This window comes from Kitasatospora sp. NPDC101235 (genome assembly GCF_044767505.1).
Lineage (GTDB): Bacteria > Actinomycetota > Actinomycetes > Streptomycetales > Streptomycetaceae > Kitasatospora.
In genome coordinates this window covers 117,470-143,010 of sequence record NZ_JBIWNZ010000019.1, presented here as the reverse complement: position 1 = coordinate 143,010, position 25,541 = coordinate 117,470, and the positions used below count along the sequence as shown (strand labels likewise).

The window sequence follows — 25,541 nt, the reverse complement described above, 5'->3', positions numbered from 1 at the left end:
CCACTTCCTTCCGTCACTGGGCCCGGACGATGACGACCGGGCAGGCCGCGTGCTGCGCACAGCGCGTGCTCACGGAGCCGAGCAGGGAGCGGGTGAAGCCGCCGTGGCCGTGGCTGCCGACCACCAGCAGCTCGGCGCCCCGGGACGCCTCCAGGAGGACGTCGGAGGGGTCGCCCATGACCATCGTCTGGCGGACTTCCGTCCGGCAGTCCTCGCCGAGCACCGTGTGCAGTTCGTCGGCGAAACGCCGCTCGGCCAGCTCCCGGTCGAAGGTGCTGTCGACCACCGGCGCCGACCAGCCGAAGTGGCTCGGCGGTTCCCATGCGCCGACCGCGTCCACCACCCCGCCGATCAGCGTGGCGTGCCGGGCCGCCCAGCGCAGTGCGGCGTACGACGACGGCGAGCCGTCGACGCCGACCACGACGCGGGGCAGGGAGTCGTTCGCGTTCATCTGCACCGTCCTGTGGATCGTCGCTCCCCGACCACGGTGCTGGCCGCCGGGCGGTGCCGCCACCACGGCCCGGCACCCGGGTGACGGCCGCCCGCCGGGTGGCCGAAGCCGGCGGCCGTACGCACCCGCCCGCCCGGCGGGTACGGTCGCAGGACGCGGGCGCCCACAGCCGGGGCACGGCCGTCACGGGGTGGGGGGAACGATGCGAGTCGAACACGCGTTGCCGCAGCCGGCGCTGCGGCCCTGGATCGACCGCTACTGGTGGTACCGGGCAGGCCCCGGCGAGCTTCCCCGGCTGCTGCCCGGAACGGGCGCCGAGCTGTGGATCCACTGGGCCGGCGAGGTCCACCTGCACGGCGAGGCCGGGCCGACGCCGCTGCCCGCCGCGCACCTGGTCTGCCTCCGCGAGGCCCGCTGGTCACCGGTGGCGCGGGAGGCGGCCGGCTTCGTGGCCGTACGCTTCCGGGCCGGCGCCCTGCGGCACTTCCTGGCGGCGGGGGTCGACGAGGTGGCCGACCGGGTGGTGGGCGCCACCGACGTGTGGGGGCCGGTGGCGCGGCGGATGGCCGAGGAGGTGCGGCTGGCCCCCGGTCCGGCGGAGCAGGCGGCGGTCCTCGACCGGGTGCTCGCCGAACTGCTCGCCGGCCACCACCGGCCCGACCCGTGGCTGGACGCCGCGGTGCGGCTCGTCTACCGGCGCCCGGGGGACGTACGGGTGGACACCCTGGCCGAGCGGCTCGGCGTCAGCTCCCGCCGGTTGCAGCGGGCGTTCCCGGCGGCGGTGGGCACCGGCCCGAAGGCGTTCCAGCGCGTGGCCCGCTTCCAGAAGCTCACCCGCGCGTTGCTGCTGTCCGACGAACGCCGCTACCTGCCGGGCGCGATGGAGGCGGGCTACTACGACCAGGCCCACTTCGTCCGGGAGTTCCGGCGCTTCACCGGCCGGCCCCCGACGGCGCTGCTGGGGCAGGGCCTGTCGCATTTCTACTATGAGCGGTTGCTTGCTCCCCGCCAGGCTGGGCCCTGACCGAGGGAAAGGGGCAGTGCGATGACCATGGTGGTGGCGATCCTGCAGGCCAGGCCCGGACGGGAGGAGGCCCTCGCGGAAGCCCTGCGCGAAGTCGCGGAGCGCACCCGGGCGGAGCCGGGGGCACTCGGCTACACGGTGGGCCGCCAGGAGGGCGGCCGGTTCCTGGTCGCGGAGCGGTACGCCGACCGCCGGGCGCGTGAGGCCCACTTCGCCTCCTCCCACGTGACCGGCCTGCTGGCGCGCTTCCCGGAACTCCTGGCGGGCGAACCGCAGGTCGAGTTCTCCGAGGTGGTGACCGCCTTCGCCCGGTGATCCCCGGAGCCTGTGGCGCGCTGCCCTCGCTGGAGCACGGGGTCGGCCGCCGGGGGACCATCGTGGCTTCGGGCGTCGCGCCGGCGTCCGGCAGTGCTGTTCCCGGGGAGCGGACGCGGGCCCGGCCCTCCGGGTGCCGTTCGCGAGGCACCCGCCCCCGGGCCGCGTCCGGGTGTGTCAGGAGTGGACGCCCATCTGGGCCATCAGGGTCGCGTTGTCCTCGATGTGCCAGTCCTCGGTGATCCGGTCGGTGCCGACGTGCTGGATGTCGATGGCGTTGAACTCGATGCTCTGGCCCTGGCCGCGCACACCGTCGAAGGTGCCGGTGAAGTGGCCGCGGAAGACCAGCCGGGCGGTGATCCTGTCGCCGGCGATCAGGACGTCGGACAACTCGCAGGTCAGGTCCGGCACCGCGGCACGGAAGTTCCGCGAGGCGAAGACCGGCCCGGCGGGGCCCTGCGGACGGCCCGGCGGCAGCGTGTTGTCCCGGAACTGCGGGCTGATCGCCGCGTCAAGGTACTGCTGCTGCCCGGTGTTCCAGAAGGTGTACAACTGCTGCGCCAGGTGGACCTCCTGGACGGCGCGCCGGGCACCGATCGAACGGTCCACGGTGAGGGCCTTCGGCTGGACGAGGCCGGGCGAACGGTCGACCAGGCGCTGCGGCCAGTCGCGCGCGGAGTCGTGGCGGCCGCTGTCGTGGGCGGGCGCGGCCGCCACGGTGCCGGCCGCCAGGGCGGCCACCGTCGCGATGGCGGCGGCGGTACGGGTCAGGGTGCGCGAACGCATGGGGACAGCTCCTAGGATCGGGTGGACACGCCCGCGGGTGCGGGCGTGCGGGGGTGGACGGCCGGTCGGTCGTTCCGGCCGGCCGGAGAGGGGGCGCCGGGTCGGCCGCGGCGGGGCGGCGCCGCGGCCCACGGGCCGGAGGTCAGGCGAGCCGGCCGCCGCCGTCGACGTGCAGCACCGTGCCCGTGACGTACGGGTTGTCGATGGCGTAGAGCACGGCCTTGACCAGGTCCTCCGGGGTGCCGACGCGGCGGGCCGGGTTGCGCTCGGCCACCCCGCGCAGGAACGCCTCCTTGTCGGCGCCCAGGCCGTCCCAGGAGCCGGTGTCGACGATGCCGGGGGAGACCGCGTTGACCCGGACCGGCGCGATCTCCACCGCCAGCGCCTGGACCAGGAAGGCCAGCGCACCGTTGGTGGTGGCCATCACCGTGCGCGCGGGCGCCGGACGCCACGCCGCCACGCCGGAGAAGAAGGTGAACGAGCCGCTCTCGGAGACCTGCCCGGCCAGGTGCTTGGCCAGCAGCAGCGGACCGATCACCTTCGCCGCGAACGCCCGCTGCACATCGGCCGCTTCGAGCTCCCGCAGCGGGCCGTTGGCCGGCATCGCGGCGGTCGAGACCAGGTGGTCGAAGCGGCCGGCCCGGGCGGCGAAGTCGGCGATCGACCGCTCGTCGGCGATGTCCAGGGCGATCACCTCGGACGGCCCGGACAGCTCCCCGGCCGTCCATTCCAGCTTGCGCGGGTCCGGGCCGGCCAGCACCAGGGAGGCGCCGGCCGCCGAGGCGGCCTTGGCGAGGGCCCGGCCGGTGCGCGAACCCGCGCCGACCACGACGAGCCGCTGCCCCCGGAGGGAGGTGGTGTCGGACATGGCGGACCTCCTTCGAATCATCAGGGAATCGGCCGCCCGCTGCGTCCCGCGGCGGCCACACCACGACCCTCTCCCGACCAGCACTGATGAGTCCAAGGCTTGTTTTCTACCTCAGCGATAACATCTGTTCATGGCAGCGCCGACCCTCAGGCAACTCGAATACCTGGCCACCGTGGTCGACACCGGATCGTTCACCCGTGCGGCCGAGCACCTGCACGTCACCCAGCCCGCGCTCTCCCACCAGATCAGGGCCCTGGAGGGTGCGCTCGGCGGCCCGCTGCTGGAGCGCCTGCCGCGCTCGGTACGGCTCACCCCGATGGGCCGGGCGGTCCTGCCGCACGCCCGTGCCGCGTTGGCCGAGGCCGAGCGCCTGCACGCGGCGGCCCGTCGCACGGCCGGGCTGGAGGAGGGCGAACTGGAGGTCGCCGTCGTCTACTCGGTCAGTCTCGGCATCCTGCCGCCCGTGCTGCGGGACTGGCACCGCCGGCACCCCGGAGTCCGGATCCGGCTGCGCGAGTACTCCCACACCGACCGGCTCCAGGACGCCATGGCCGCGGGCCGCGCCGACCTCGCCATCGGCCCCGCGCCGACCGGCTGGGAGGGGCCGATCCGGGAGCTGGGCGTCGAGGAGTTCACGATCGTCCTGCCCGCCGAGGACCCGCTGGCCGACCGCCCCGCCGGCACGGTCGCCCTGGCCGAACTCGCCGACCGCGACTGGGTCCACTACGCCCCCGACAACGGCCTCGCCGACCTGCTCGACCAGGTCTGCGCCCGGGCGGGCTTCCACCCCCGGGCGGCGATCCGCGCCGAACAGACCTCGGCCGCGCCGCTGTTGGCCGCGGCCGGGCTCGGCCCCGCCCTGGTGCCCGCCGACATCGTCCCGGCGCACTTCGAGGGCGCCCTGCTGCGCCCGGACCCCCCGATCCTGCGCACCCTCACCGCCTACACCCGCACCCGTCCCGACCCGCTCACCGTGGCCTTCGCCGATCTCCTGGCCCGACAGGCCCGGGTCAACCCCGCCGTCTCACGGCGGCCGGCTCCCGGCGCGCCCGATGGGACGCCCGGATGAGGCCACGGCCTGCGGCTGCTGCGCGAAGCGGCGTGGAGGAAGGGGCCGGTCGGGGCCGCCGGACGCCCGGTCAGGTGTCGATGCTCTCCCAGCCGCGGCGCGGCGGGCGTTCGGCCCGCTGCCCGGCGGGCCTACTGCGGTAGACGAGGTGCGGGCGGAACAGGTAGAACCACGGCGCGCTGAACATGTGCACCAGCCGGGTGTACGGGACGACGGCGATCACCAGCATGCCGAGCACGGCGTGGGCCTGGTAGGTGGCGGGGACGGTGGCCCACAGCCCGCGCAGCAGCGGCAGCCGCCGGTACAGCTCGGCGTCCGGGTGGACCAGGCAGAGCGCGGCGGCCTGGCGGACCACGGCACGGCGGTGGGCACGGCGTTCCACCGCCTCGTCCCAACCCGCCCGCACCAGGCCGCCCTTGCCGCGCGCCCGCTGGTAGCGGCGGCGGCGCTCCGGATCGGCCTGGAGGTCCGCCCAGGCCAGCACCGGGTCCCCGAGCCGGGCCTTCGCCTCACGGAACAGCTCCAGCAGCACACCGCGGACGTACGGGTAGCGCACCCGGGTCGGCGAGTAGGTGTACCAGGAGAACGCCGCCCCGCGCGGACAGCCGCGCGGCTCGTACTCCGGGCGGTCCGGCCCCACCGACGGGTAGTCCGTAGCCTGGGTCTCCCAGGTGATGATGCCGTCCTTGACGTACACCTTCCAGCGGCACGAACCGGTGCAGTTGACGCCGTGGGTGGAGTGCACGACCTTGTCGTGGCTCCACCGGTCGCGGTAGAAGACGTCGCCCTCCCGTCCGCCCTCGACCACGACCCGGTGCAGGTCGGCAGAGGCCTTCCCCGGGTGGAAGAACCGCCCGGCCCACAACAGGAGCTCGCCGGGTTCCGACGTCGACTCAGCCATGACGTACTCCTGACCACTGCTGACCGCGGATCGACCGGGGACCAAGGTATGCGGACGAACGGGACGGATCGCCACAACGGCGGCACCGGCGTGGCGGCCCTGGATTCCCCACCGGGAGTTCCGCTCGAATGGGCACATGAACTCTGCGACCAGCCCCCCGGGCCGCGCGGCCGGACGCCCCGAACGGGTGGTGGATCGCCGTGCCGCCCGCGGCCGGGTCGGCGGTGATAGCGACCGGAATCGTCTCCGTCGGCCTTCACCTCACCGGGCAGGAGGTGCTCTCGTACCTCCTGCTGGCCCTGGCCGCCGGCCTCTGGGTGCTGCTCGCCGCGGCCTTCGCCCTGACCGGCGACCAGTGGGTGATTGCCGGGGCGCTGTCCATCTCGGCCCTCGCCGCCGGCAAACTCACCGCCCTGCCGGACTGGACGCCCGGCCTCCACGGCGTCCTGCGCATCACCACCTGGGTGCTGCTCGGCCTGGCGCTCACCGGCTACGCCGTCCTCCTGGCGGCGGAGTTGCGCAGCCCGCGCCCGGCCTACGACGTCCGTCGCTGGGCCACCGTCTTCCCGCTCGGCATGACGGCCGTCGCCACCCTGATCGCCGCGACGGCGACGAAGGTGGACTGGCTGCGCCCGTTCGGCCGGGTGCTGCTGTGGATCGCGGCGGGTGCCTGGCTGCTGACAGCGGTCGGCTTCCTGGTCGCCGCCTCGCGATGGCCCCGGGTGCGCCGCCTCCTACGGCGCGTCCGCTGACGTTCACCCGGATTTCCCCCGGAGGACGGCACACACCCTTCCCGCGCCTGAGGTTCCGTCATATCGTCGGTCCCCGTCGACGGCGCCGGTGCGCCCGGTCACGGCCCGAGCCACCTCACCACAGCGGGGACGATCATGAAGAGTCTTGCGGCGCGCCTGCTCGCCCTGGCCGCGGCCCTGCCGGTGCTCGCCGTCCTGGCGGCGGGCCCCGGGGTCGCGGCGCCGGACGACGGTACCGGGGTCCGGCCGGCCGTCTCCTGGACCGGGCCGCTGAGCACCCGCGGGCGCTACGTGGTGGACGCCAACGGCGAGCGCTTCAAGCTGAAGTCCGCCAACTGGGCCGGCGCGCAGGGTACCTGGCAGGGCAGCGGGAACGTCGACGATCCGGCGAACAACCAGGCCGGACAGGTGTCGCACAACATCCCGCTGGGCCTGGACCGGGTGCCGGTGGCCCGGCTGCTGGCCGACTTCCACGGGCTCGGCATCAACAGCATCCGGCTGCCGTTCGCCAACGCGGTGATCCACGACACCGCGCCCGTCCCGGACTCCGCCGTCGCCGCCAACCCGCAGCTGCGCGGCCGCACCCCGCTCCAGGTCTTCGACGCCGTGGTGGCCGCGCTCACCGCCGACGGCTTCGCGGTGATCCTCAACAACCACACCACCAGCTACCGGTTCTGCTGCGGCCTGGACGGCAACGAGCGCTGGAACAGCGGCCAGTTGACCGCCCAGTGGGTGGACGACTGGCTGTTCATGGTGAACCGCTACAAGGACGACAAGCGGGTGGTCGGCGCAGACCTGCGCAACGAGGTCCGCCGGGACGTCTGGGACGATCCCAACTGGGGCTGGGGCGACAGCCACGACGAGTACGCCGCCTTCGAGGAGGCGGGCAACCGCATCCTCCAGGCCGACCCGGACATGCTGGTCGTCATGGAGGGCATCAACTGGTACGGCATCCCCGCCGCGGGGTTCAGCCACGGCCGCCCGATGCTCACCCCGGTGCGCAACCTCTCCAACACCCTGATCGACTCCGGCAAGCTGGTCTACTCCGCGCACTTCTACGCCTACACCGGCCCGGCCAACACCGGCGCGGGCAGCGGCCCGGGATCGACGAACGACCCGCGCTACCAGGACTTCACCCCCGAGCAGCTCGCCCAGGTGGTGGACGACGAGGCCCTGTTCGTCACGAGGGCCGGGCAGCACTTCACCGCCCCGGTGTGGATCAGCGAGTTCGGTGCGGGCGGCCGCGGCTCGACCGACGCCAAGGAGCAGGCCTGGCTGCACTCCTTCACCGACATCCTGGTACGCAACGACACCGACTTCGCCGTCTGGCCGCTGGTCGGATGGGCCGACTCCGCCGGCCGGCCGCTGGACACCTGGGCGCTGCTCTCCTACGGCCCCGACGGCAGGCGTACCGGCCTCACCGACTCCGGCGACTGGCGGGCCGCCGACTGGACGAGGCTGGTCGCCGCGCCGGGGGCGAGCGGCCCGGTGCCCGCGGTGAGCCGCTGGAACATGCTCGACCTCGACCACGCCGACCAGAACCTCTCCCGGCAGATGCTCGCACGTGCGGACTGGAGCACCGGCAACCGCAAGGGCAACTGCCCGGACGGCCAGCGCCTGACCGCCCTCGCCCGTGGTGACAGCCGGGCCCTGTGCACCGACGCGGGCGAGCCGGCCGCCGGCAGCGGCGACTGGATCACCGTCACCGACGAGCGCCATGTCACCGGGGGCGACTGGGCGTACGGCTACGACAAGCTCCAGTGCCCCGACCGCACCTTCGCGGTCGGCTACAGCGTGCACAACAACGGCATGGCCGCGCTGCTGTGCGCACCCGCAGCCGCCCCGCTGCCGCTGAACGGCCGCACCCTCTGGTTCGACCGGGGCGACAACCGGCCCGCCACCGGCGGCTCGGTGGCGAGCGACTGGGCACCGGGCCGCTACAAGGGCCAGTGCGCGGACGGCGAGTACCTGGCCGGCGTCGCGTCCACCTGGCAGCGCCTCCAGTACGGGGCCCCGGCCGCCCTGCTCTGCCGCCCGCTCGCCTGATCCGGCGTCGGCCCGGGGCGCTACGGCGCCCCGTCGACGCGTCGGGGTGGCACCGGGGGCCGGTCCCGCCGGTGCCTGACGGCGCAGTCGGCGGCCGTTGAGACGATGACGAACGATCAGAAAGCCGCGCCGGGAGGGCATTCCCGCAGGTTGAACGCGTTCATGACGCCTTTGTCGGCAGGGTGGACGACCCTTGACGGCGCTGGGCTTCTCTGCCAACCTCTCGGCAGGTCTGGACCAAGATCGGTCTTTCACCGGGGGAGAGGACCGGCTCCGACCCGGTTGTGCGCAGGGGGGATCTGCGGGCCGGGAGGGTCGAGGCCGGAGCGGCCCGTCGGCCGGCGGGGGCCGGTCGGACGCCACCCGGCGGCCGGGTCGCGAGAGAAGTCCGCGGTGCCGGCCACGTCGGCGCCCGGCCACGGGGAACGCGCCATTCACCGACTGCTGAATCGAGCCGCACATGCCACACACCCCTCCCCTGCACGCGTCGCCCTTCCAGCGGGGCATCTGGTTCACCGAGCGCCTCGGCCAGGTGCACGGGGTGTTCCACATGCCCGTCCTGCTCTCCTTCGACCGGGTCGACGCCGAGGCTCTCTCCCGGGCCGTCTCGACGGTGGCGACACGTCACCCCGCCCTGTCCCAGGTGTTCGTGGAACGCGAGGGGAGCCTCGTACTGGAGGCCGGCACCGCTCCGGTCCTCGACGTGGTCGACGCCTCCGAGGACTGCGCGCGGAGCCGGGAGAAGCGGCTGGCCGAGGACGCGGCACGCCCGTTCGACCTCCAGGCGGGCCCGTTGGCGCGGTTCACCCTCCACCGCGGCCGAGGCGAGGCGGCGGAGCTGCTGGCCGTCGTCCACCACGCTGTCTTCGACGGGGAGTCGAAGGACGTCCTGGTGGCGGAACTCGCCGCGGCCTACGCGCAGGCCCTGGGCGAGGCCGCTCCGGCCGCCGACCGGAGCCCGTCCGTGCCCCTCGCCCCGCCCGACCCCGACCTCGTCCGCCGGGCGGCGGACCGGTACGGCCCGCGGTGGGCCGCGGCGACCGAGCCCGTCCTCCCGGGACTGCCGCGTGCCGTCACGGCCCCGGCGTCCGGAGCGTGCGACGGGTGGCGGACGGACGCGCCGGGCCGGGCGGAACTGGCCGAGGCCGCGGAGCGCTGCGGCGTCACCGTCTTCGAGTTCCTGCTCGCCGCACTGCACGCACTGCTGCTCCGCTACGGCGGCGAGGCCGTCCCGGTCTCCGTGCCGCTGTCCGTCCGGACGGCCGAACAGGCCGGGGAGATCGGGCTGTTCGTCAACGAGCTGCCGGTGCACGCTCCGGCCGGGGCGACCGCCCGAACGCCCTTCGCCGCATACGCCCAGGCCGTCCGGGCCGAGGCCCGTGACGGGTACCCGTTCCGCTCGGTGCCCTTCGGCGAGGCGGTCGGCGGTCTCACACCGCGCGCCGGGCTGGCCCCCGTGTCGTTCGGCTACCGGCGCGGCAGGGACGCGGACCCGGTGTTCCCGGGAAGCACCGTCCGGGTGGACCGTGCGCTGTTCAACGGCGCCGCCCGCAACACCCTGCACCTCCAGGCGGTCGACACCGCCGACGGGCTCGCGTTCTCGCTCCAGTACGCTCCGGCGGTCCTGTCCCCGGACGCCGCGGAGCGGATCGCCGGGCACTACACGGCCCTGCTGGAGGCCGCGACGGCCGCGCCCGAGACTCCGCTGGGCGCCCTGCCGCTGCTGGGCGAGGCCGAGCGGCACCTGGTGACCGAGGAGTGGAACGCCACCACCCGCGCCTACCCGCACGAGCGCACCGCCCTGGACCTGGTGCGGGAGCGGGCCGCCGAGACGCCGGACGCCGTCGCCGTCAGCGCGGGCACCGAGCGGCTGACCTACCGCACGCTGGTGGAGCGGATCGACGAACTGGCCGCCGTCCTGGGCGGGGCCGGGGTCCGCCGCGGTGACGTCGTCGCCCTGCACCTGGAGCGCTCCGCCGACCTGCCCGCCGTCCTGCTCGCGGTGCACGCCGCCGGGGCCGGCTACCTGCCGCTCGACCCGGGCCACCCCGCCGAGCGGCTCGCGTTCCTGCTCGCCGACTCGGGCGCCGCCCTGCTGGTCGCCGACCGGGAGCCCGCGCCCGACGTGGTGGCGGCGGCACCGGCCGTCCTGCGCCTCGGGAGCGGCCGCACGGAACCGAGGCCCACGCAGGCCGCGCCGGCCCCGCACGGCGACCTCGCCTACGTGCTGTACACCTCCGGCTCGACCGGGCGGTCCAAGGGCGTGGAGATCGGGCACCGGGCCCTGGTGAACCTCCTGACCTCGTTCGCGGACCGGCTGGGCTCGGGACCGCAGGACGTCTGGCTCGGCCTGACGTCGCTCTCCTTCGACATATCCGGGCTGGAGATCCTGCTGCCGCTGACCACCGGCGGCCGACTGGTCCTCGCACCGGACGGCGCCGCCCTGGACGCGCCCGGCACCGTCGGGCTGATCCGACGGGAGGGCGTGACCCATCTGCAGGCGACCCCCTCGGGCTGGCGCGTACTGCTCAGCGCCGGACCCTTGCCGGCCGGGCTGACCGGGATCGTGGGCGGGGAGGCGCTGCCGTTCCCGCTGGCCCGCGAGCTCCGGGCCGCCCTCGGCCGGCTGATCAACGGCTACGGCCCGACCGAGGCGACCATCTACGCCACCTGCGCCGACGTCCTGGCAGGACCGGACGCCGTGGTGATCGGCCGACCGGTCGCCAACACCAGGGCGTACGTCCTGGACGCGAACGGCCTCCCGGTGCCGGTCGGGATCCCCGGCGAGCTCCACCTGGGCGGCGACGGCCTCGCCGAGGGCTACCGGGGGCGCCCCGAGCTGACGGCGGAACGTTTCGTCGAGGACCCGTTCGCCGGCGGCCGGATGTACCGCACCGGCGACCTCGTGGCATGGACGCAGGACGGCGAACTGGAGTTCCACGGCCGGATCGACGACCAGGTGAAGGTCCGCGGCCACCGGATCGAACTCGGCGAGATCGAGGCCGCGCTGCTCGACCACCCGGCCGTCGCCGCGGCGGCCGTCGCCGTCCGCGAGCAGACCGAGGGGGAGCCCGCCCTCGTCGGCTACCGGGTGCCCGCGCCCGGCAGCGCGCCGCTGTCCGACGCGGACCTGCGGGACCACCTGCTGCGCACCCTCCCCGCAGTCATGGTGCCCCGGCAGTTCGTCACCCTCGACCGGCTGCCGCTCACCCCGAGCGGCAAGCTCGACCGGCGCGCCCTGCCCGCCCCGCCGCGCGCTCAGGCCGCGGGGCCGGCGGAGGCCGACGACGTCACGGCGGGCATCCTGGCGATCTGGGAGGAGGTCCTGGGCGTGTCCGGCCTCGGTCCCGAGGACGACCTCTTCGACCACGGCGGACACTCGCTGACGATCATCCAGATCACCGCCCGGATCCGCGCCTCCTTCGGGGTCGAGCTCGCCTTCGACCTGTTCTTCGACGCCTCCACCCCGGCCGCGCTGGCCGCCGTCGTGCGAGAGCGGCGTTGACCGCCGCCGACCGCCCCTTCGCGTCCTCCCCGCTCCACGCCCGAACGGACTGCCGATGACCGACACCCAGGACCTGCCCGCAGACTGGTCCGCCACCAAACGATCCCTCCTCGCCCAGCGCCTGCGCGGCGCCGCGGCCCCGGTGCGGGTGGTCGAGCCCCGCCCGGAGGGCGGCGCGCCGCCCCTGTCCAGCGGACAGGAACGGCTCTGGTTCATGGACCAGTTCTCGCCCGGCGGGACCGCGTACACGCTCGCCCCGGCCCGGCGGCTGCGCGGGCCGCTGGACCGCTCGGCGCTGGACACCGCCCTGGCCGCCCTGGTGGCGCGGCACGAGGGCCTGCGGATGACCTTCCCGGTCACGGAGGACGGCAGGGCCGAGGTCCTGGTCGCCGAACCGGGCCCCTTCGCCGCCGCGTTCGTGGACGCCTCCGGCGATCCCGACCCCGGCCGAAGAGCCGCGGAGGAGATCGGGGCGCTGGTCGCGAGACCCTTCGACCTCGCGAGCGGGCCGCTGCTGAGGGCCCTGCTGGTCCGGCTCTCCGACGAGGACCACGTCCTCGCCCTGGTCATGCACCACATCGTCAGCGACGGCTGGTCGATCGACATCCTCAACCGGGAACTGGACCTGCTCTACGCCCGGTACGCCCACGGCGCGCAGAACGAACTCCCGCCCGTCCCGGTGCAGTTCGGGGACTACGCGCGCTGGCAGCGGGACCGGCTGGACAGCGGCGCCCTGGCTGCCTCCCGGGACTACTGGCGCACCGAACTCGCCGACGTCCCCGCCCTGGAACTGCCCGTCGACCGCCCCAGGCCGCCGCTGCTCACCTTCGACGGCGCCGCCGTGGAACTGCACTGGAGCCCGGAACTCGCCCGCGCCGTCGCCGAGTGCGCCCGCGCCCGTGGGGCGTCGACGTACATGGTGCTGATGGCCGGGCTCCAGGTGCTGCTCGGCCGGCACACCGGCCAGCGCGACTTCGCGATCGGCTCGGCCGTGGCCGGACGGCTCCACCGGGAACTGGAGGCGGTGGTCGGCGCCTTCGTCAACATGCTGCCGATCCGCGCCCGGCTGGAGGAGGGACTCACCTTCGGACAGCTGGTCGGCCGGGTGCGGGAGACCACGCTGAACGCCTACACCCACCAGGAGGTGCCCTTCGAGCAGATGGTCGCCGACCTGGACATCGAGCGGGACGTCAGCCGCTCGGCGGTGTTCCAGGTGACCTTCGCGTTCCAGAACTACGGCGACCGCACGGCCCCCACCGCACCCGCCGCCACCGCGGAGGGATTCGGGCACGCCGCCACCACGAGCCACTCCGACCTCGCGTTCTACCTGAGGGAGAAGAAGGACGGCGGGCTCTTCGGCCTGATCACCTACCGGACCGACCTCTTCGACGCCGACACCGTGCGCCGCCTCACCGAGCGCTTCGAGGTCCTGATGACGGCGGCGACGGCCGATCCGGACCGGGCCGTCGAGGACCTGCCGGTGACGACCGGCACCGAGCGCCGTGACCTGGTCGAAGGGTGGGCGGCCGGCCCGGAGCTCCCCGAGGACGGCCCCGGAACGCTGACCGCGCTGCTCGCGGCGGCGGCCCGGCAGGCGGTCGACCGCCCCGCGCTGGTCTTCGAGGACGCCACCGTCACCCACCGCGAACTCGACGCGCGGGCGACCGTCCTGGCCCGGCGGTTGCGGGCGCTGGGCGTCGGCCGGGACGACCGGGTGGCGGTGTGCCTGGAGCAGTCCCCGGACCTGGCGGTCGCCCTGGTCGCCGTGCTGAAGGCCGGCGGCTGCTACCTGCCGCTGGACCCGGAGCAGCCGCCCGCGCGGCTCTCCCACCTGGTGGCCGACGCGGACGTGCGCGTGCTGGTGACGGACTCGGAGCTGCGGGAGCGGTTCCCCGCCTACGGGGGCGCGGAACTGCTGGTGGACCGCGCCGACGCCTCCTCGGACGAAGCGCCGGACGGGACGCCGCAGGACGCGCCACTCGCGGAGGCGTCCGGACCGGACGACCTCGCGTACGTCATCTACACCTCCGGCTCCACCGGGCAGCCCAAGGGCGTCGCGGTACAGCACCGCGAGATCCTCAACTACCTGGCCGGCGTGCGGGAGAGGCTGCGGATCGAGCCCTGCGCCCGCTACGGGCTGCTGCAGTCCCTGTCCTTCGACTTCAGCATCACGATGCTCTACCTGGCGCTCACCACCGGCGGCCAGGTGCACCTGCTGCCGCGCCGCATCGCCGGCGCCGAACTCGCCGACCACATCGAGGCCTCGGCCCTCGACTACCTCAAGATGACGCCCTCCCACCTGGCCGCGCTGTCCGCCGACGCCCCGCTCGAACGCCTGCTGCCGCGCCGTGCCCTGGTGCTCGGCGGGGAGGCCTCGTCCTGGGCCTGGGCCGCCGACCTGGCCGGCCGGGGCGGCTGCGCGGTGTTCAACCACTACGGCCCGACCGAGGCGACGGTCGGCGTCACCGTCCACGAGGTCCTGCCGGGGGAGCACGGCCCGGGGAGCACCCCGATCGGCACCCCGCTCGCCGGCGCGCGCTGCTACGTCCTGGACGGCGCCCGGCGGCCGGTGCCGCCCGGCGTGACCGGGGAGCTGTACCTCGGCGGACACCGGCTGGCCCGAGGCTACCTGGGCCGCCCCGAGCTGACGGCGGAACGTTTCGTCGAGGACCCGTTCACCGGCGGCCGGATGTACCGCACCGGCGACCTGGCCCGCTGGACCGCCGACGGGCGCCTGGAGTACCTGGGCCGCGCCGACGACCAGATCAAGGTCCGCGGCTACCGGGTCGAGCCCGGCGAGATCGAGGCCGCGCTCACCGCGCTGCCCGGCGTCACCCAGGCCTTCGTGACCGTCCGGGGCGAGGGGATCCGGCAGAACCTCGTCGCCTACCTCGAACGCGCGGCCGACGCAGCCGTCCCCGCCGCGGTCGAGCTGCGGGTGACGCTCGGCGAGGTCCTGCCGGACTACATGGTCCCCGCCCGGTTCGTCGTCCTGGACCGCCTGCCGCTGCTCGCCCACGGCAAGGTCGACCGCAAGGCGCTGCCCGAACCCGAGGACGCCGCCCCGGCCGGCGGACACGTCGAACCCGAGGGCGAGACCGAGACGCTGATCGCCGCGATCTGGGCCGAGGTGCTCGACGTCGCGAAGGTCGGCGCCCTGGACGACTTCTTCGAGATCGGCGGGCACTCGCTGCTCGCCACCCAGGTCGTCGCCCGGCTGCGCCGCGCCTTCCCCGACCTGCCGACCCCGGTCGGCGTGATGGACCTCTTCCGCTTCCCGACCGTCCGGCAGCTCGCCGGGCTCGTCGCCGACCCGGGCGCCGACCGGGGGCCGCGGGGGCTGCTGCACCGGCTCACCCCCGAACGCCGCCGCACCACCGCGAGCGTGGTCTGCGCCCCCTACGGCGGCGGCAGCGCGCTGATCTACAAACCGCTCGCCGACGCCCTGCCCGAGGACTGGGCGCTGCACTCCATCGCCGTCCCCGGACACGAACTCGGCGAGGAGCCGATGGACGTCGACGAGGTCGCCGACCGGTGCGCGCGCGAGATCGTCGAGGGCGTCGAGGGCCGGATCGTGCTGTACGGGCACTGCGGGGTCGGCGTGCGCCTCGCCGTCGAGATCGCCCGCCGGGTCGAGGCCGCCGGCCGGGAGATCGACGCCGTCCACCTCGGCGGCATCTTCCCCTTCGCCCGCCCCAAGGGACGCGGCGCGGCGGTCGGGGAACGGTGGGCGGAGCTCCTCGACCGGATGCGCAGCGACCAGGACATGATCAACGGTCTGGCCGCCGCCGGGATGGACACCGACGACCTGGACCCGGAGCAGCTGCGGCTGATCGTCCGCAACCGCCGCACCGGCACCAAGGACGTCGAACGGTACTTCACCCGGATGTTCGGAACCGAGGGCGGACGGATCAAGGCCCCCGTGATCGCGGTCTGCGGCGACCGCGACCCGGCCACCGAGTTCTACCAGGAACGCTTCCGCGAGTGGCACCGGATCGCCGACACCACCGCCGTGGTGGTCCTCGACGAGGCCGGCCACTTCTACCTCAAGTACCGGGCCGCCGAACTCGCGGCCATCGTCACCGGCGTCCATCGCTCGATCGCCGCGGGGGAGGAGGACCGCCACCGCAGGACGGACGGCGCCACCTGGTGGTTGGCCGGGCTCTCCCGGGACGCCGAACGGCCGGTCACGGAGGACGCGCAGGCACCGGTCCGTCCGACCATGCGCCGCTTCCTCACCGTCGCCTCCGGGCAGCAGGTGTCGATGATCGGATCGGCGCTCACCGAGTTCGCCCTCCCGGTCTGGATCTACCTGCGCACCGGCTCCCTCGCCCAGTTCGGGCTGCTGGCCGCCTGCGGCCTGGTGCCCGGCATCCTCGCCGCCCCGGTCGCCGGCGCGATCGTCGACCGGGGCGACCGGCGCCGGACCATGCTCCTCGGCGACGTCGCCGCCGGTCTCACCCAGGCCGTCCTGCTCCTGCTGTACGCCACCGGCGGCCTGGAGGTCTGGCACGCCTACGCGCTCGTCGCCGTGCTGTCCGCCGCCCTCTCCTTCCAACGGCTCGCCTGGAACGCGGCCGTGCCGCAGCTCGTCCCCAAGCGCTACCTCGGCCGCGCCAACGGCGTGGTCCAGATGGCCTTCGGCCTCGCCCAGTTCCTCGTCCCGCTGTTCGCCGTGGGCCTGCTCGCCGCCATCGGGCTCGGCGGCATCCTCGCCCTCGACGTGGCCGGCTACGCGGTCGCCATCGCCGTCACCCTGGCCGTGCGGTTCCCGGACGTGATGGGCTCCACCCGGCGGGAGAGCATTCCCGCCGAGATCCGCGAAGGCTTCCGACGGGCCCTCGGCAGCAGCCACTTCCGGGCGATGCTGCTGTACTTCGCGGTCCTGAACGTCTTCCTCTCCCCGCTGTTCCTGCTCACCACCCCGCTCGTGCTCTCCTTCGCCCCGCTCTCGGCGGCCGGCTGGGTGTCCACGGCGGCCGGCCTCGGCGCCGTGCTCGGCGGGATCACCCTGGTGGCCTGGGGCGGACCGCGCCGCCGGAAGCTGCGCGGGGTGCTGCTCGCCACCCTGGCGGTCGCCGGGGCCTGCCTGCTCACCGGGCTGCGCCCGTCGATCTGGACGGTCGCCCTCGGCGCGTTCGGCATGACCTTCGCGCTCGCCCTGCTCAACGGCTCCTACGCGACCATCGTGCAGACCAAGGTGCCGCTGCGCTTCCACGGCCGGGTGATCGCGGTCAACACCATGGTCGCCTGGTCGACCCTGCCGGTCGGGTTCGCCGTGGTCGCCCCCTTCGGTCCCGGACTCCTCCAGCCGCTGATGGACCGCGGCGGCGCCCTCGCCTCCACCGTCGGCCGGCTCATCGGCACCGGCGACGGCCGCGGCATCGGACTGCTCTACCTGTTGTTCGGCCTCGCCATGGCCGCCCTCGCACTGGTCTGCCTGGCCGTCCCGGTGCTGCGCCACTTCGACCGGGACGTCCCCGACGCCGAGCCCGACGACCTGGTCGGCCTGAAGGCCATCCAGGACCGGGCCGCCGGTACCGCCGCGCCCACCCTCCCGCACCGCTCCGAGACCGAGGTGACCGTCCGGTGACCACCACCACCCACCCACTGACCGCCGAACAGCGCCGGCTCTGGTTCCTCCAGCAGCTCCACCCGGACGACGCCGGTTTCAACATGTACCTCAACCGGCGCTGGACCGGCCCGATCGACGAGCAGGCCCTGCGCACCGCCCTCGGCCGGCTGACCGAGCGGCACGAGATCCTCCGCACCCGCTTCGTGTACGACGGCCCCGAGGCCGCGGAGCCCGTCCAACTGGTCCAGCCCCCCGCCGGGGTCGACCTGGTCACCCTCCGACTGCCCGAGGGCGCCACCGAGGCGGACTTCACCGACGCCTGCCGCCCGTACGTCAACGCGCCGTTCGACCTCGCCGCCGCGCCGCCCCTGCGCGCCACCCTGATCAGCGCGGGGGAGCGGGAACACGCGGTCAGCGTCGTCGTCCACCACATCGTCGCCGACGGCTGGTCCTTCCGCACGATGTGGCGCGAACTGCTGGCCCTCTACCGCGAGGCGATCGGTGAGGCACCCGCCGGCCTGCCGGAACTCGCGCTGCAGTACGGCGACTTCGCCCGTGCCGAACAGGCCAGGACGGGCGGGGAGGCGGGCGAGGAGGCGTTCCGGTTCTGGGCGGAGCGGCTCGCCGGTACCGGCGCGCTGCGCCTCCCCTTCGAACGGCCGAGACCGGCGGAGCCCACCAGACCCGCCGGCTTCGTCACCGTCGACCTCGGCCCCGAACTGACGGCCGCCGTCGACCGGCTGGCCCGGCAGGAGCGGTGCACCCCGTTCATGGTGCTGCTCACCGGCTACCAGTGCGTGCTCGCGCGCTGGACCGGCTGCCGGGACTTCGTGGTCGGCACCCCGCTGGCGGGCCGCACCGAGGCGGCGCACGAGGCGCTGCTCGGCTACTTCAACCGCACCGCGGTGATCAGGTCGGACCTGACCGGGGACCCCGACTTCCGCGGCGTGCTGAAGCGGACCAGGTCCGCCGCGCTCGCCGCCCTGAGCCACCCCGACGCCCCGGCCGAGCGGCTCGCCGCCCACCTCGGCCTGCCCGCGGACACCGGAGCCGGACCGCTCTACCAGGCCGTCTTCGTCCACCAGAGCCAGAACGAGCTCGCGGTCGGCTCCGGCGAGCCCGCGCTGCCCGCGGGCGTCCGCACCACGAGCATGGACTCCGGCTTCGAGCAGGCCAAGACCGACCTGCTGCTCGACAGCTGGCGCACCGCCGACGGCGGCATCACGCTCTCCTTCTGCTACGACCGCGAGCTCTTCGACCGGGAGACCGTCGAGGCGCTCGGCGGCCGGTGCCGCGAGCTGTACGCGCGGATCGTCGAGGACCCGGAACTCCCCCTGCACGGCGACTGGTTCGTCGGAGCGCAGGAGCGGGCGGCGCTGCTCGCCCTGGGCGCGGGGCCGGCGGCTCCCGCCACCGTGCGAACCGTGCTGGAGCGGTTCGCCGACCAGGCCGCCGCGCGACCGGACGCGCCCGCCGTGGACTGCGACGGCCGGACGCTGTCCTACGCCGAACTCGACCGGCGGTCCACCGAACTGGCGCGCCGGCTCGGCCCGGTGGCCGGACGGGTGGTCGCGGTGTCGATGGCACCCTCCTTCGACCTGGTCGTCGCCCTGACGGCGGTCTGGAAGGCCGGCGCCGCCTACCTCCCGCTCGATCCGGCCCACCCCGAGGACCGCCGCGCCCTGATGGTCCGCGAGGCCGACGCCGTCCTCACCCTCACCGGCGCGGACCTGCCGGGCGCCGGGACCGCCGACCTCGCCCCGCCCGACCCGCAGGGCCTGGCCTACGTCCTCTACACCTCCGGCTCCACCGGTACGCCGAAGGCCGTCGCGGTCGACCACGCAGCGGTGGCCGCCCGGGTCGACTGGATGGCGGGCCCGGACGGCTACGCGCTGGGCCCGGCCGACCGGATCGTCCAGTTCGCCTCGCTCGGGTTCGACACCCACGTGGAGGAGCTCTGGCCGGCACTGGCGGCCGGGGCCTGCGTCGTGCTGCTGCCCGGCGGCGGCCGGACCCTGCCCGACCTGCTCGACGGCCCGTCCGGCCGGTCCGTCACCGTGCTCGACCTGCCGACCGCCTACTGGGAGGAGCTCGTCGGCCTCGGCGAGCAGACCCGCTGGCCGGAGGCACTGCGCCTGGTGGTCATCGGCGGCTCCGAGGCGCGCGCAGACACGGTCGCCCGGTGGCGCCGACGGCACGGGGACGCGGTCCGGCTGGTCAACACCTACGGCCCCACCGAGGCCACCGTGATCGTCACCGCGGCGGAGCTGACGGCCGCCGACACCGACCGCCGGCCCTCGCTGGGCCGCCCGCTGCCCGGGGTCGGGCTGCACGTGCTGGACGAGTGCGGCGGGCTGCTGCCCCGGGGAGCCGAGGGCGAGCTGTACATCGGCGGCAGCGGCCTGGCCCGGGGCTACCTGGGCCGGCCCGACCTGACCGCGAGCGCCTTCGTGCCCGATCCGTTCCTCGGCGGCGTGATGTACCGCACCGGGGACCGCGCACGGTGGCGGGCGGACGGCCGGCTGGAGTTCCTGGGGCGCGGCGACGCACAGCTGAAGCTGCGCGGCTACCGGATCGAGCCCGCGGAGATCGAGTCGGCGCTGACCGCGCACCCGGCCGTCGCGCAGGCCGCCGTGCTGGTCCGCGACGGCCGGCGACTGCTGGCGTACGCCGTCCCGTGCCCGGGCGCCGAGCCCGGACCGGCCGAGCTGCGCGAGCACCTCGCCCTGCGGCTGCCCGCCTACATGGTCCCGGACACCGTACTCACCCTGGCCCGGCTGCCGCTGACCCCGAACGGCAAACCCGACCTCGCGGCCCTGCCCGTCCCCGGGCCGGCCGCCGGGGCGGTCTATGTCGCGCCGCGCACCGACGCCGAGCAGCTGGTCACCGACCTGTGGCAGGAGGTCCTCGGAGTGCCCCGGGTCGGGGTGTTCGACGACTTCCTCGCGCTCGGCGGGGACTCCCTCCTGGTCACCCGGGTCGCCGCGCGGATCCGGGCCGGCCTCGGACTCGACATGCCCATCCGCGACGTGTTCGAGAGCAGCACGCCGGCCGCGCTCGCGGCCCGGATCGAGGCGCTGCTGATCGCCGAGATCGACGCGCTCACCGAGGAGGAGGCGGCCGGGCGCCTCTCCGGCTGAGCGGTCGGGGCCCGGCTTCCGCGCGAGGCGGAGCCGGGCCCCGAGGGCGTGCCGGCGGGTGGACCGGGGCGGTTGGGCTGATCAGCTCAGCTCAGCTCAGCTCAGCGCGGCTCGGCCGGTCGGTTCGGCCGGGCGGGCGGGAATGCGATCCGGGGGTGCGGCCGGTGGCGGCCGCACCCCCGCTGTCCTCGTGTCAGATGCCGGCCGCTCCGGCCAGCGCGGCGGCGAGGTCGTCGGCCAGCGCGGTCACCGTCCCCGCCTCGAAGGCGTGCTCGTTGTACCGCAGCCAGCACCGCAGCGCGCCGTCCGGCTGCTCGGTGACCGCGAGCTCCGGGACGTGCCGGTCACCGCCCGGCAGCGGGTACGGCACGGTGGCGTTGCGCGGCAGCTCCCACGCGGCGCAGGCCACCCCCGGCAGCTGGGCCGGCGCGCTCCAGCTCTCGTACCGCAGCCAGGCCGCGAACGGCACCAGCGGGCTGAACTCCGCGAACGGGTACAGCTGGTGGTCGAGCGCGGCGGTGGCGGCGGACCGGACCCGGTCGAGCAGTTCCGCGAACCCCGGCGTACCCGACACGTCCACCCGCACCAGGAGCGACTGCACGAAGCAGCCGACCGCCCGCTCCGCCTCCGGCCGGGTCCGGCCGGGTACCGGCGTCATGAGGACGAGGTCCGGCTGTCCGCTGCGGGCGGCCAGCAGGCCGCTCCAGACCGCCGCCACCGCGAGGAACGGCGTGGCCCCCAGCTCCGCCGCCCTGGCCCGCAGCGCGTCCGCCGCCTCCGGGGGCACCGTGAACGCGTGGGCGGCGCTCAGCACCACCTCGGTGTGCCGGCGCCCGGGGAAGGGATCGATCGCCGCGGGCGCGTCCGCGAGCGCCGCCGCGAAGTGCGTCCGGGACACCGGCCAGTGGGCGTTCGACCACTCCACCAGCTCGCGGTACTCCGGGCCGGGCCGGGCCGCCGGCGGCCGGCGGCCGTGGCACAGCGCCGAGTAGGCCACCCCCAGGTCGCGCAGGAGCAGGCCCAGCGACCAGCCGTCGCTGACGAGGTGGTGGACGGCCAGCAGGACGACGTGGTCCTCCGGTCCGCGGCTCACCACGGCCAGTCTGGTCATCGGCGCCGTCGCGACGTCCGTCAGCCGGTCGCGCACGGCGACCAGCCGAGCCGACACCTCGTCGTCGCTCGCCCCGGGCGCCTCCACCAGCACCAGGTCGGCGTGCGGGTCGTCGTCCAGGACGGCCCGCAGCACCCCCGGTTCGGCACCGGGTACCGGGACGAACCCGGTCCGCAGCGCGGGGTGGCGGCGGATCGTCTCGTACAGGGCCTCGGCCAGGACGTCCGTCCGCAGGCCCTCCGTCACCCGGAACATCACCGCCACCGAGCCGACATTGCGGCCCGGGGCCTCGGCCATCCAGCGCAGGAAGTTCTCCTGCTGGGAGGTGAGCGGCAGGTCGTGCGGCTGGGCGCGCAGCGAGCGGAGGAAGTCGGACACCTCGGCCCCGGACCGCTCACCCGTCACGGCCGGAGAGGCTTCGGCCCGCTCCAGCCAGGCCGCCTGGGCACGGAGCGAGGGGCGCTCGAAGACGAGCGCCGTGCGCGCCGCCACACCGAACTCGGCGGAGATCGCGGCGGCCAGCTGGACGGCACGGAAGGAGTCACCGCCGAGGGCGAAGAACTCGTCCTCCACCGCCCGGACCGGCCGTCCCAGCACCGCCCGCCACAGGCCGGCCAGGGCGAGCTCCCGCTCCGTCTCCGGGGCCCTTCCGGTCACCGGGGCGGGCTCCTCGAACGCGGTCCGCAGTTCGTGCTTGACCACCTTGCCGCTCGGGTTGCGCGGCAGGGAGTCCAACACCAGGATGCGCACGGGCAGTTCGGGCCTGGCGAGCCGCTCGCTCAGGAAGAGCCGCAGCCCGTCGGGATCGATTCCGCCCGGCATCGGGACCACGGCGGCGACCGGCATCTGGCCCATCACCGGATGCGGCAGGCCGAGCGCGGCGGCGTCGGCGACCTGCGGGTGCTCGTGCAGCACGGCCTCGATCCGCAGCGTCGAGACCTTCAGCGCACCGGACTTGACGATGTCGCTCTCCCGGTCGACCAGGTGGAGGAAGCCGTCCTCGTCCAGTCTGCCGAGGTCGCCCATGCGCACCCAGCCGTCGCGGAAGACGGTGTCGGAGTCCGCTCCGGCGTAGCCGCGCGGCGGGCCGGGCTGGCGCAGCCAGATCTCGCCGGTCCCACCGGGCGGCGCCGGCTCCCCGTCCTCGTCCAGGATCCGCAGGTCGGCGGGGTCGGTCGGACGGCCCAGCGAGCCCGGACGGCCGGGGTCCACGATCGCGGAGATCTGGGCGGGGGAGGCCTCGGCCGAGGTGTAGGTGTTGACGACCACGGCCTTCGGCAGCGCGGCGGTCAGCCCGGCGGCGACGGCCGGCGGGAGCGCGGCGGCGGTGGAACCGACCAGCAGGACGCTGCCGAGGTCCCGGCGGTCGGCTATCCGGGAGTTCAGCAGTTCCACCGCCATCGACGGCACCAGGAAGACCGTGCCCGCGCCGAACTCCTCGACCACCCGGCCGAATTCCTCCGCGTCGAAGCGCGGCAGACAGATCGTCGTGGGCTGCGCGGTCAGCGCGTTCACCAGCACCGCCTGGGCGGCGTTGGTGCCGATCGGGAAGGCGTGCACCGCGTGCCGCGAGTGCGCGTACGGGCGGGGCCGGGGGTCGAGGACCAGACCGGCGGTCAGGCTCGCGTGCGCGGCCCGGACGCCCTTCGGGGTGCCGGTGGTGCCGGAGGTCCCGATGATCTGGGCCAGGTCCCCGGGATCGACCCGGTGCGGCGGCCCGTTTCCGTCCGGAGTGTCGAGCGGCTCGTCGAGCGGGGCGTCGAGATCGTCGAGCCCGAAGGTGGGCAGCGTGGTGCCGGGGCCGTTCCCGGCGACCGCCCAGCGTGCCCCGGCGGCCTCGACCAGCCGCTCCACATCGGCCGGGGCCAGGTCCTCGCGGATCACCAGTCCGGCCGCGCCCGCGTAGTGGGCGGCCAGGAACGCCACGGCGTACTCGTCCCACTCCCGGTTGGTGAACAGCAGCGCCACCGTGTCCCCGGGCCGCACGCCTGCCCGGGCCAGCCCGTGCGCGGCCCGCACCGCCCGCTCGCGCCAGCGGCCGTAGGTGAGACTCCCGCCGCCGGGCACCAGCAGCGCGGTGCGATCGGGATGGAGCGCGGCCCGGTGGTCCAGGAGTGCCGGGAGCGTGAGCGGAACGGGGACGGGCTGGGCGCTGATGACGACTCCCGGGAGGCTTTCGGAGCGCGGCGGACCGATGCCGGACGAAGATCGGCCGCTGATTGGTCCAGACCGTATCGGAACGGTGAAGGCGGGCGCCAGATCCGTTCACATATCGTCATGACCCTTGGCGCGTGGGCCCGGAGGCGCCGCCCCCGCCCCGGCGCCGTCGGGAAACAGCCCGCCTGGGGACCGGCCCGCTCGGGGTCAGGAGAGCGGTCCCGGCTGCTCCGGCCAGCCCGCCGTCAGCCGCCCGCGTTCCTGCCACTGCCGCACCCCTGGCCCGTCCGGGTCGCGCCGACGGCAGAAGTCCTCCAACCGGGCGCACTGGGCGAACATCGCGGCCCGGCGCCGCGGCCAGGGCGGCACCGGCTGCCCGTACGCGTCGAAGAGGTGGTGCAGGTCGCCCGCCCGGGCCGGGTGGTGCGTGCGGACGATCCACTCGCACCAGGCCAGGTCCTCCACCGGCTTGCCCGGATGGGCGAACTCCCAGTCCAGCAGGCCGGTGACGGCGAAGGTCGCCGGATCCAGCAGCAGGTTGTTGGGCCCGAAGTCCCCGTGCACCAGCACCGACCCCGGAGGTGCCGGAACGTCCCCGGTCACGCTGGGGTCGACGGCTTGGATCCGCCGCAGCAGCCGCCCGCAGGCGGCCAGGACCTGCGCGCCGTGCCCGGCGTCCAGCAGATCCTGCGCAGGCACGCCGGGCAGGTGGCCGAGCGTGACGGCGCCCGGCTCGGTGCCGAGCACCGGGGGAACCGGCAGCAGTCCGTGCAGCAGGGTCAGCAGCCGGTGCTCGCGCTGCCTGCGCTCCTCGGCGTCCGGCCCTTGGTAGCGCTTCACCACCACCGTGCCGTCGCCGGCGGTGCGGTTGACCACCACCGTGCCGTCGCCGGCGGTGCGGTTGGTGTAGCCGTGCGGGAGGGGTAGTAGCCCGGACGGCCCGTCGGTCATCGCTGCCACTCCTCGGCCAGAAGCCCGAGCACGACCTGGTCCACGAACTCCCCGTACGCCCAGGCGGCTTGGCGCAGCCGCCCCTCGACGGTGAAGCCGGCACCTGTGGCGGCCCGGAGCATCGGGGTGTTGTCCGCGAGCGTCTCCAGTTGCAGGCGGCGCAGGCCGAGCACCGGGAAGGCGTAGTGGCAGAGCACCCGCAGGACGTCCGGTGCGAACCCGCGCCCCCGGTGGCCCGGCCGCAGGGCGAGGCCCACGTGGGCGCTGCGGTTGTGGGCATCGATGCCCCACAGGAGGGCCTCGCCGGCCAGCTCCCCGGTGGCCGTCTCGACCACGGAGAAGCACGCGGCCTCGTCGGACGGGCCGGAGACCACGTACGGGGAGTGCGCCGAGCCCGGCGGGATGGGCCGCCAGGGCCGGGAGTCGGCCCGCGAGCGGGTCGCCACGTCGTCGTACAGCTCGGCCAGGAGCACCGGGAGGTCGGCGTCGTGACGGGCCCGGAGGGTGATGTGAATGCCTTGTAACATGTCACATATTTAACACTGGTGGGACTGACGTGCCCAACGGGTTCCGGTCCGAGATGCCGGGCGCGCTCGCCCTGGTGCCCGAAGGGCGGGGCCACGCTCCCGGTGGTCCGAGCTCGAAGCCGCCCACCGCCTGTACGTCGCCAACGGTTGCCCGGCCCGCGACCGCTACGGCCTCACCATCACCGGCACCGGGCAGCGCGTGTGGCTCGACCAGTCCGACGGACCGCACTGGCCACTGAACCCGAGGTACTGATACCTCAGCCGTCGCACACGGCCCCGGCCTCCGCGTGACCATGCCGCGGCCGGGGCGCCAGCCTTCTCCAACCGATGGGAGACCCGTTCCAGGTGCTCCTTCTCCTCGCC

The 25,541-nt window shown here is 74.9% G+C and carries 15 protein-coding genes; 8 read left to right on the top strand and 7 right to left on the bottom strand.

All coding sequences use genetic code 11. From position 1 onward, the window contains the following. Positions 1–13 precede the first annotated feature (13 nt). Positions 14–451: a universal stress protein gene (locus tag ACIRRH_RS28265; RefSeq protein WP_403073032.1), complete on the bottom strand. Its 438-nt coding sequence runs from the start codon at positions 449–451 to the stop codon at positions 14–16. A 202-nt stretch (positions 452–653) separates the two neighbouring features. Between ACIRRH_RS28265 and ACIRRH_RS28260 the strand changes: the two genes are divergently transcribed. Further along, entirely contained in the window at positions 654–1,475 is an 822-nt protein-coding gene (locus tag ACIRRH_RS28260; RefSeq protein ID WP_403073029.1) for a helix-turn-helix domain-containing protein, read from the top strand. Between the two features lie 21 nt (positions 1,476–1,496). Next, positions 1,497–1,790: a putative quinol monooxygenase gene (locus tag ACIRRH_RS28255; RefSeq protein WP_403073026.1), complete on the top strand. Its 294-nt coding sequence runs from the start codon at positions 1,497–1,499 to the stop codon at positions 1,788–1,790. A 177-nt stretch (positions 1,791–1,967) separates the two neighbouring features. Here ACIRRH_RS28255 and ACIRRH_RS28250 read toward each other — a convergent pair whose 3' ends face one another. Together ACIRRH_RS28250 and ACIRRH_RS28245 are read right to left on the bottom strand one after the other, a co-directional pair. Then, on the bottom strand, positions 1,968–2,576 hold the full coding sequence (locus ACIRRH_RS28250) for an ester cyclase (protein WP_403073024.1): 609 nt from the start codon (positions 2,574–2,576) through the stop codon (positions 1,968–1,970). Between the two features lie 142 nt (positions 2,577–2,718). After that, positions 2,719–3,444, bottom strand: coding sequence for an SDR family oxidoreductase (locus tag ACIRRH_RS28245; RefSeq protein ID WP_403073021.1), 726 nt, complete (start codon positions 3,442–3,444; stop codon positions 2,719–2,721). Between the two features lie 130 nt (positions 3,445–3,574). On the opposite strand from ACIRRH_RS28245, the gene ACIRRH_RS28240 reads away from it, so the two are divergent. Continuing rightward, positions 3,575–4,513 (top strand): LysR substrate-binding domain-containing protein, encoded by a 939-nt coding sequence (locus ACIRRH_RS28240; RefSeq protein WP_403073019.1) that lies wholly within the window; start codon positions 3,575–3,577, stop codon positions 4,511–4,513. A gap of 70 nt (positions 4,514–4,583) precedes the next feature. On the opposite strand, the gene ACIRRH_RS28235 is transcribed toward ACIRRH_RS28240, so the two are convergent. Then, on the bottom strand, positions 4,584–5,414 hold the full coding sequence (locus ACIRRH_RS28235; RefSeq protein ID WP_403073016.1) for a respiratory nitrate reductase subunit gamma: 831 nt from the start codon (positions 5,412–5,414) through the stop codon (positions 4,584–4,586). Positions 5,415–5,614: 200 nt separating this feature from the next. Here ACIRRH_RS28235 and ACIRRH_RS28230 point away from each other — a divergent pair, with 200 nt between their 5' ends. The 5 genes from ACIRRH_RS28230 to ACIRRH_RS28210 all read left to right on the top strand — a co-directional run bounded on the left by ACIRRH_RS28230 (position 5,615) and on the right by ACIRRH_RS28210 (position 20,432). Continuing rightward, entirely contained in the window at positions 5,615–6,166 is a 552-nt protein-coding gene (locus ACIRRH_RS28230) for a hypothetical protein (RefSeq protein WP_403073013.1), read from the top strand. A 135-nt stretch (positions 6,167–6,301) separates the two neighbouring features. Beyond that, a complete protein-coding gene (locus tag ACIRRH_RS28225; RefSeq protein ID WP_403073011.1) occupies positions 6,302–8,212 on the top strand; it encodes a glycoside hydrolase family 5 protein in 1,911 nt (636 codons plus the stop codon). A 460-nt stretch (positions 8,213–8,672) separates the two neighbouring features. Further along, positions 8,673–11,717 (top strand): amino acid adenylation domain-containing protein, encoded by a 3,045-nt coding sequence (locus ACIRRH_RS28220; RefSeq protein ID WP_403073008.1) that lies wholly within the window; start codon positions 8,673–8,675, stop codon positions 11,715–11,717. A gap of 55 nt (positions 11,718–11,772) precedes the next feature. Continuing rightward, the gene (locus tag ACIRRH_RS28215; RefSeq protein WP_403073005.1) at positions 11,773–17,310 is read left to right on the top strand and encodes an amino acid adenylation domain-containing protein; all 5,538 of its coding nucleotides are present in this window, start codon (positions 11,773–11,775) and stop codon (positions 17,308–17,310) included. After that, positions 17,307–20,432: an amino acid adenylation domain-containing protein gene (locus ACIRRH_RS28210; protein WP_403073002.1), complete on the top strand. Its 3,126-nt coding sequence runs from the start codon at positions 17,307–17,309 to the stop codon at positions 20,430–20,432. The genes ACIRRH_RS28215 and ACIRRH_RS28210 overlap by 4 nt, the downstream gene beginning before the upstream one ends. 193 nt (positions 20,433–20,625) lie before the next feature. Here the strand turns inward: ACIRRH_RS28210 and ACIRRH_RS28205 are convergent, their stop codons facing one another. The 3 genes from ACIRRH_RS28205 to ACIRRH_RS28195 form a co-directional block, all read right to left on the bottom strand. Further along, positions 20,626–23,655, bottom strand: coding sequence for an AMP-binding protein (locus tag ACIRRH_RS28205; RefSeq protein ID WP_403073108.1), 3,030 nt, complete (start codon positions 23,653–23,655; stop codon positions 20,626–20,628). 252 nt (positions 23,656–23,907) lie between these two features. Continuing rightward, the gene (locus ACIRRH_RS28200) at positions 23,908–24,651 is read right to left on the bottom strand and encodes a phosphotransferase family protein (protein WP_403072999.1); all 744 of its coding nucleotides are present in this window, start codon (positions 24,649–24,651) and stop codon (positions 23,908–23,910) included. Next, entirely contained in the window at positions 24,648–25,178 is a 531-nt protein-coding gene (locus ACIRRH_RS28195) for a GNAT family N-acetyltransferase (RefSeq protein WP_403072996.1), read from the bottom strand. The genes ACIRRH_RS28200 and ACIRRH_RS28195 overlap by 4 nt, the downstream gene beginning before the upstream one ends. Between the last annotated feature and the right edge of the window lie 363 nt (positions 25,179–25,541).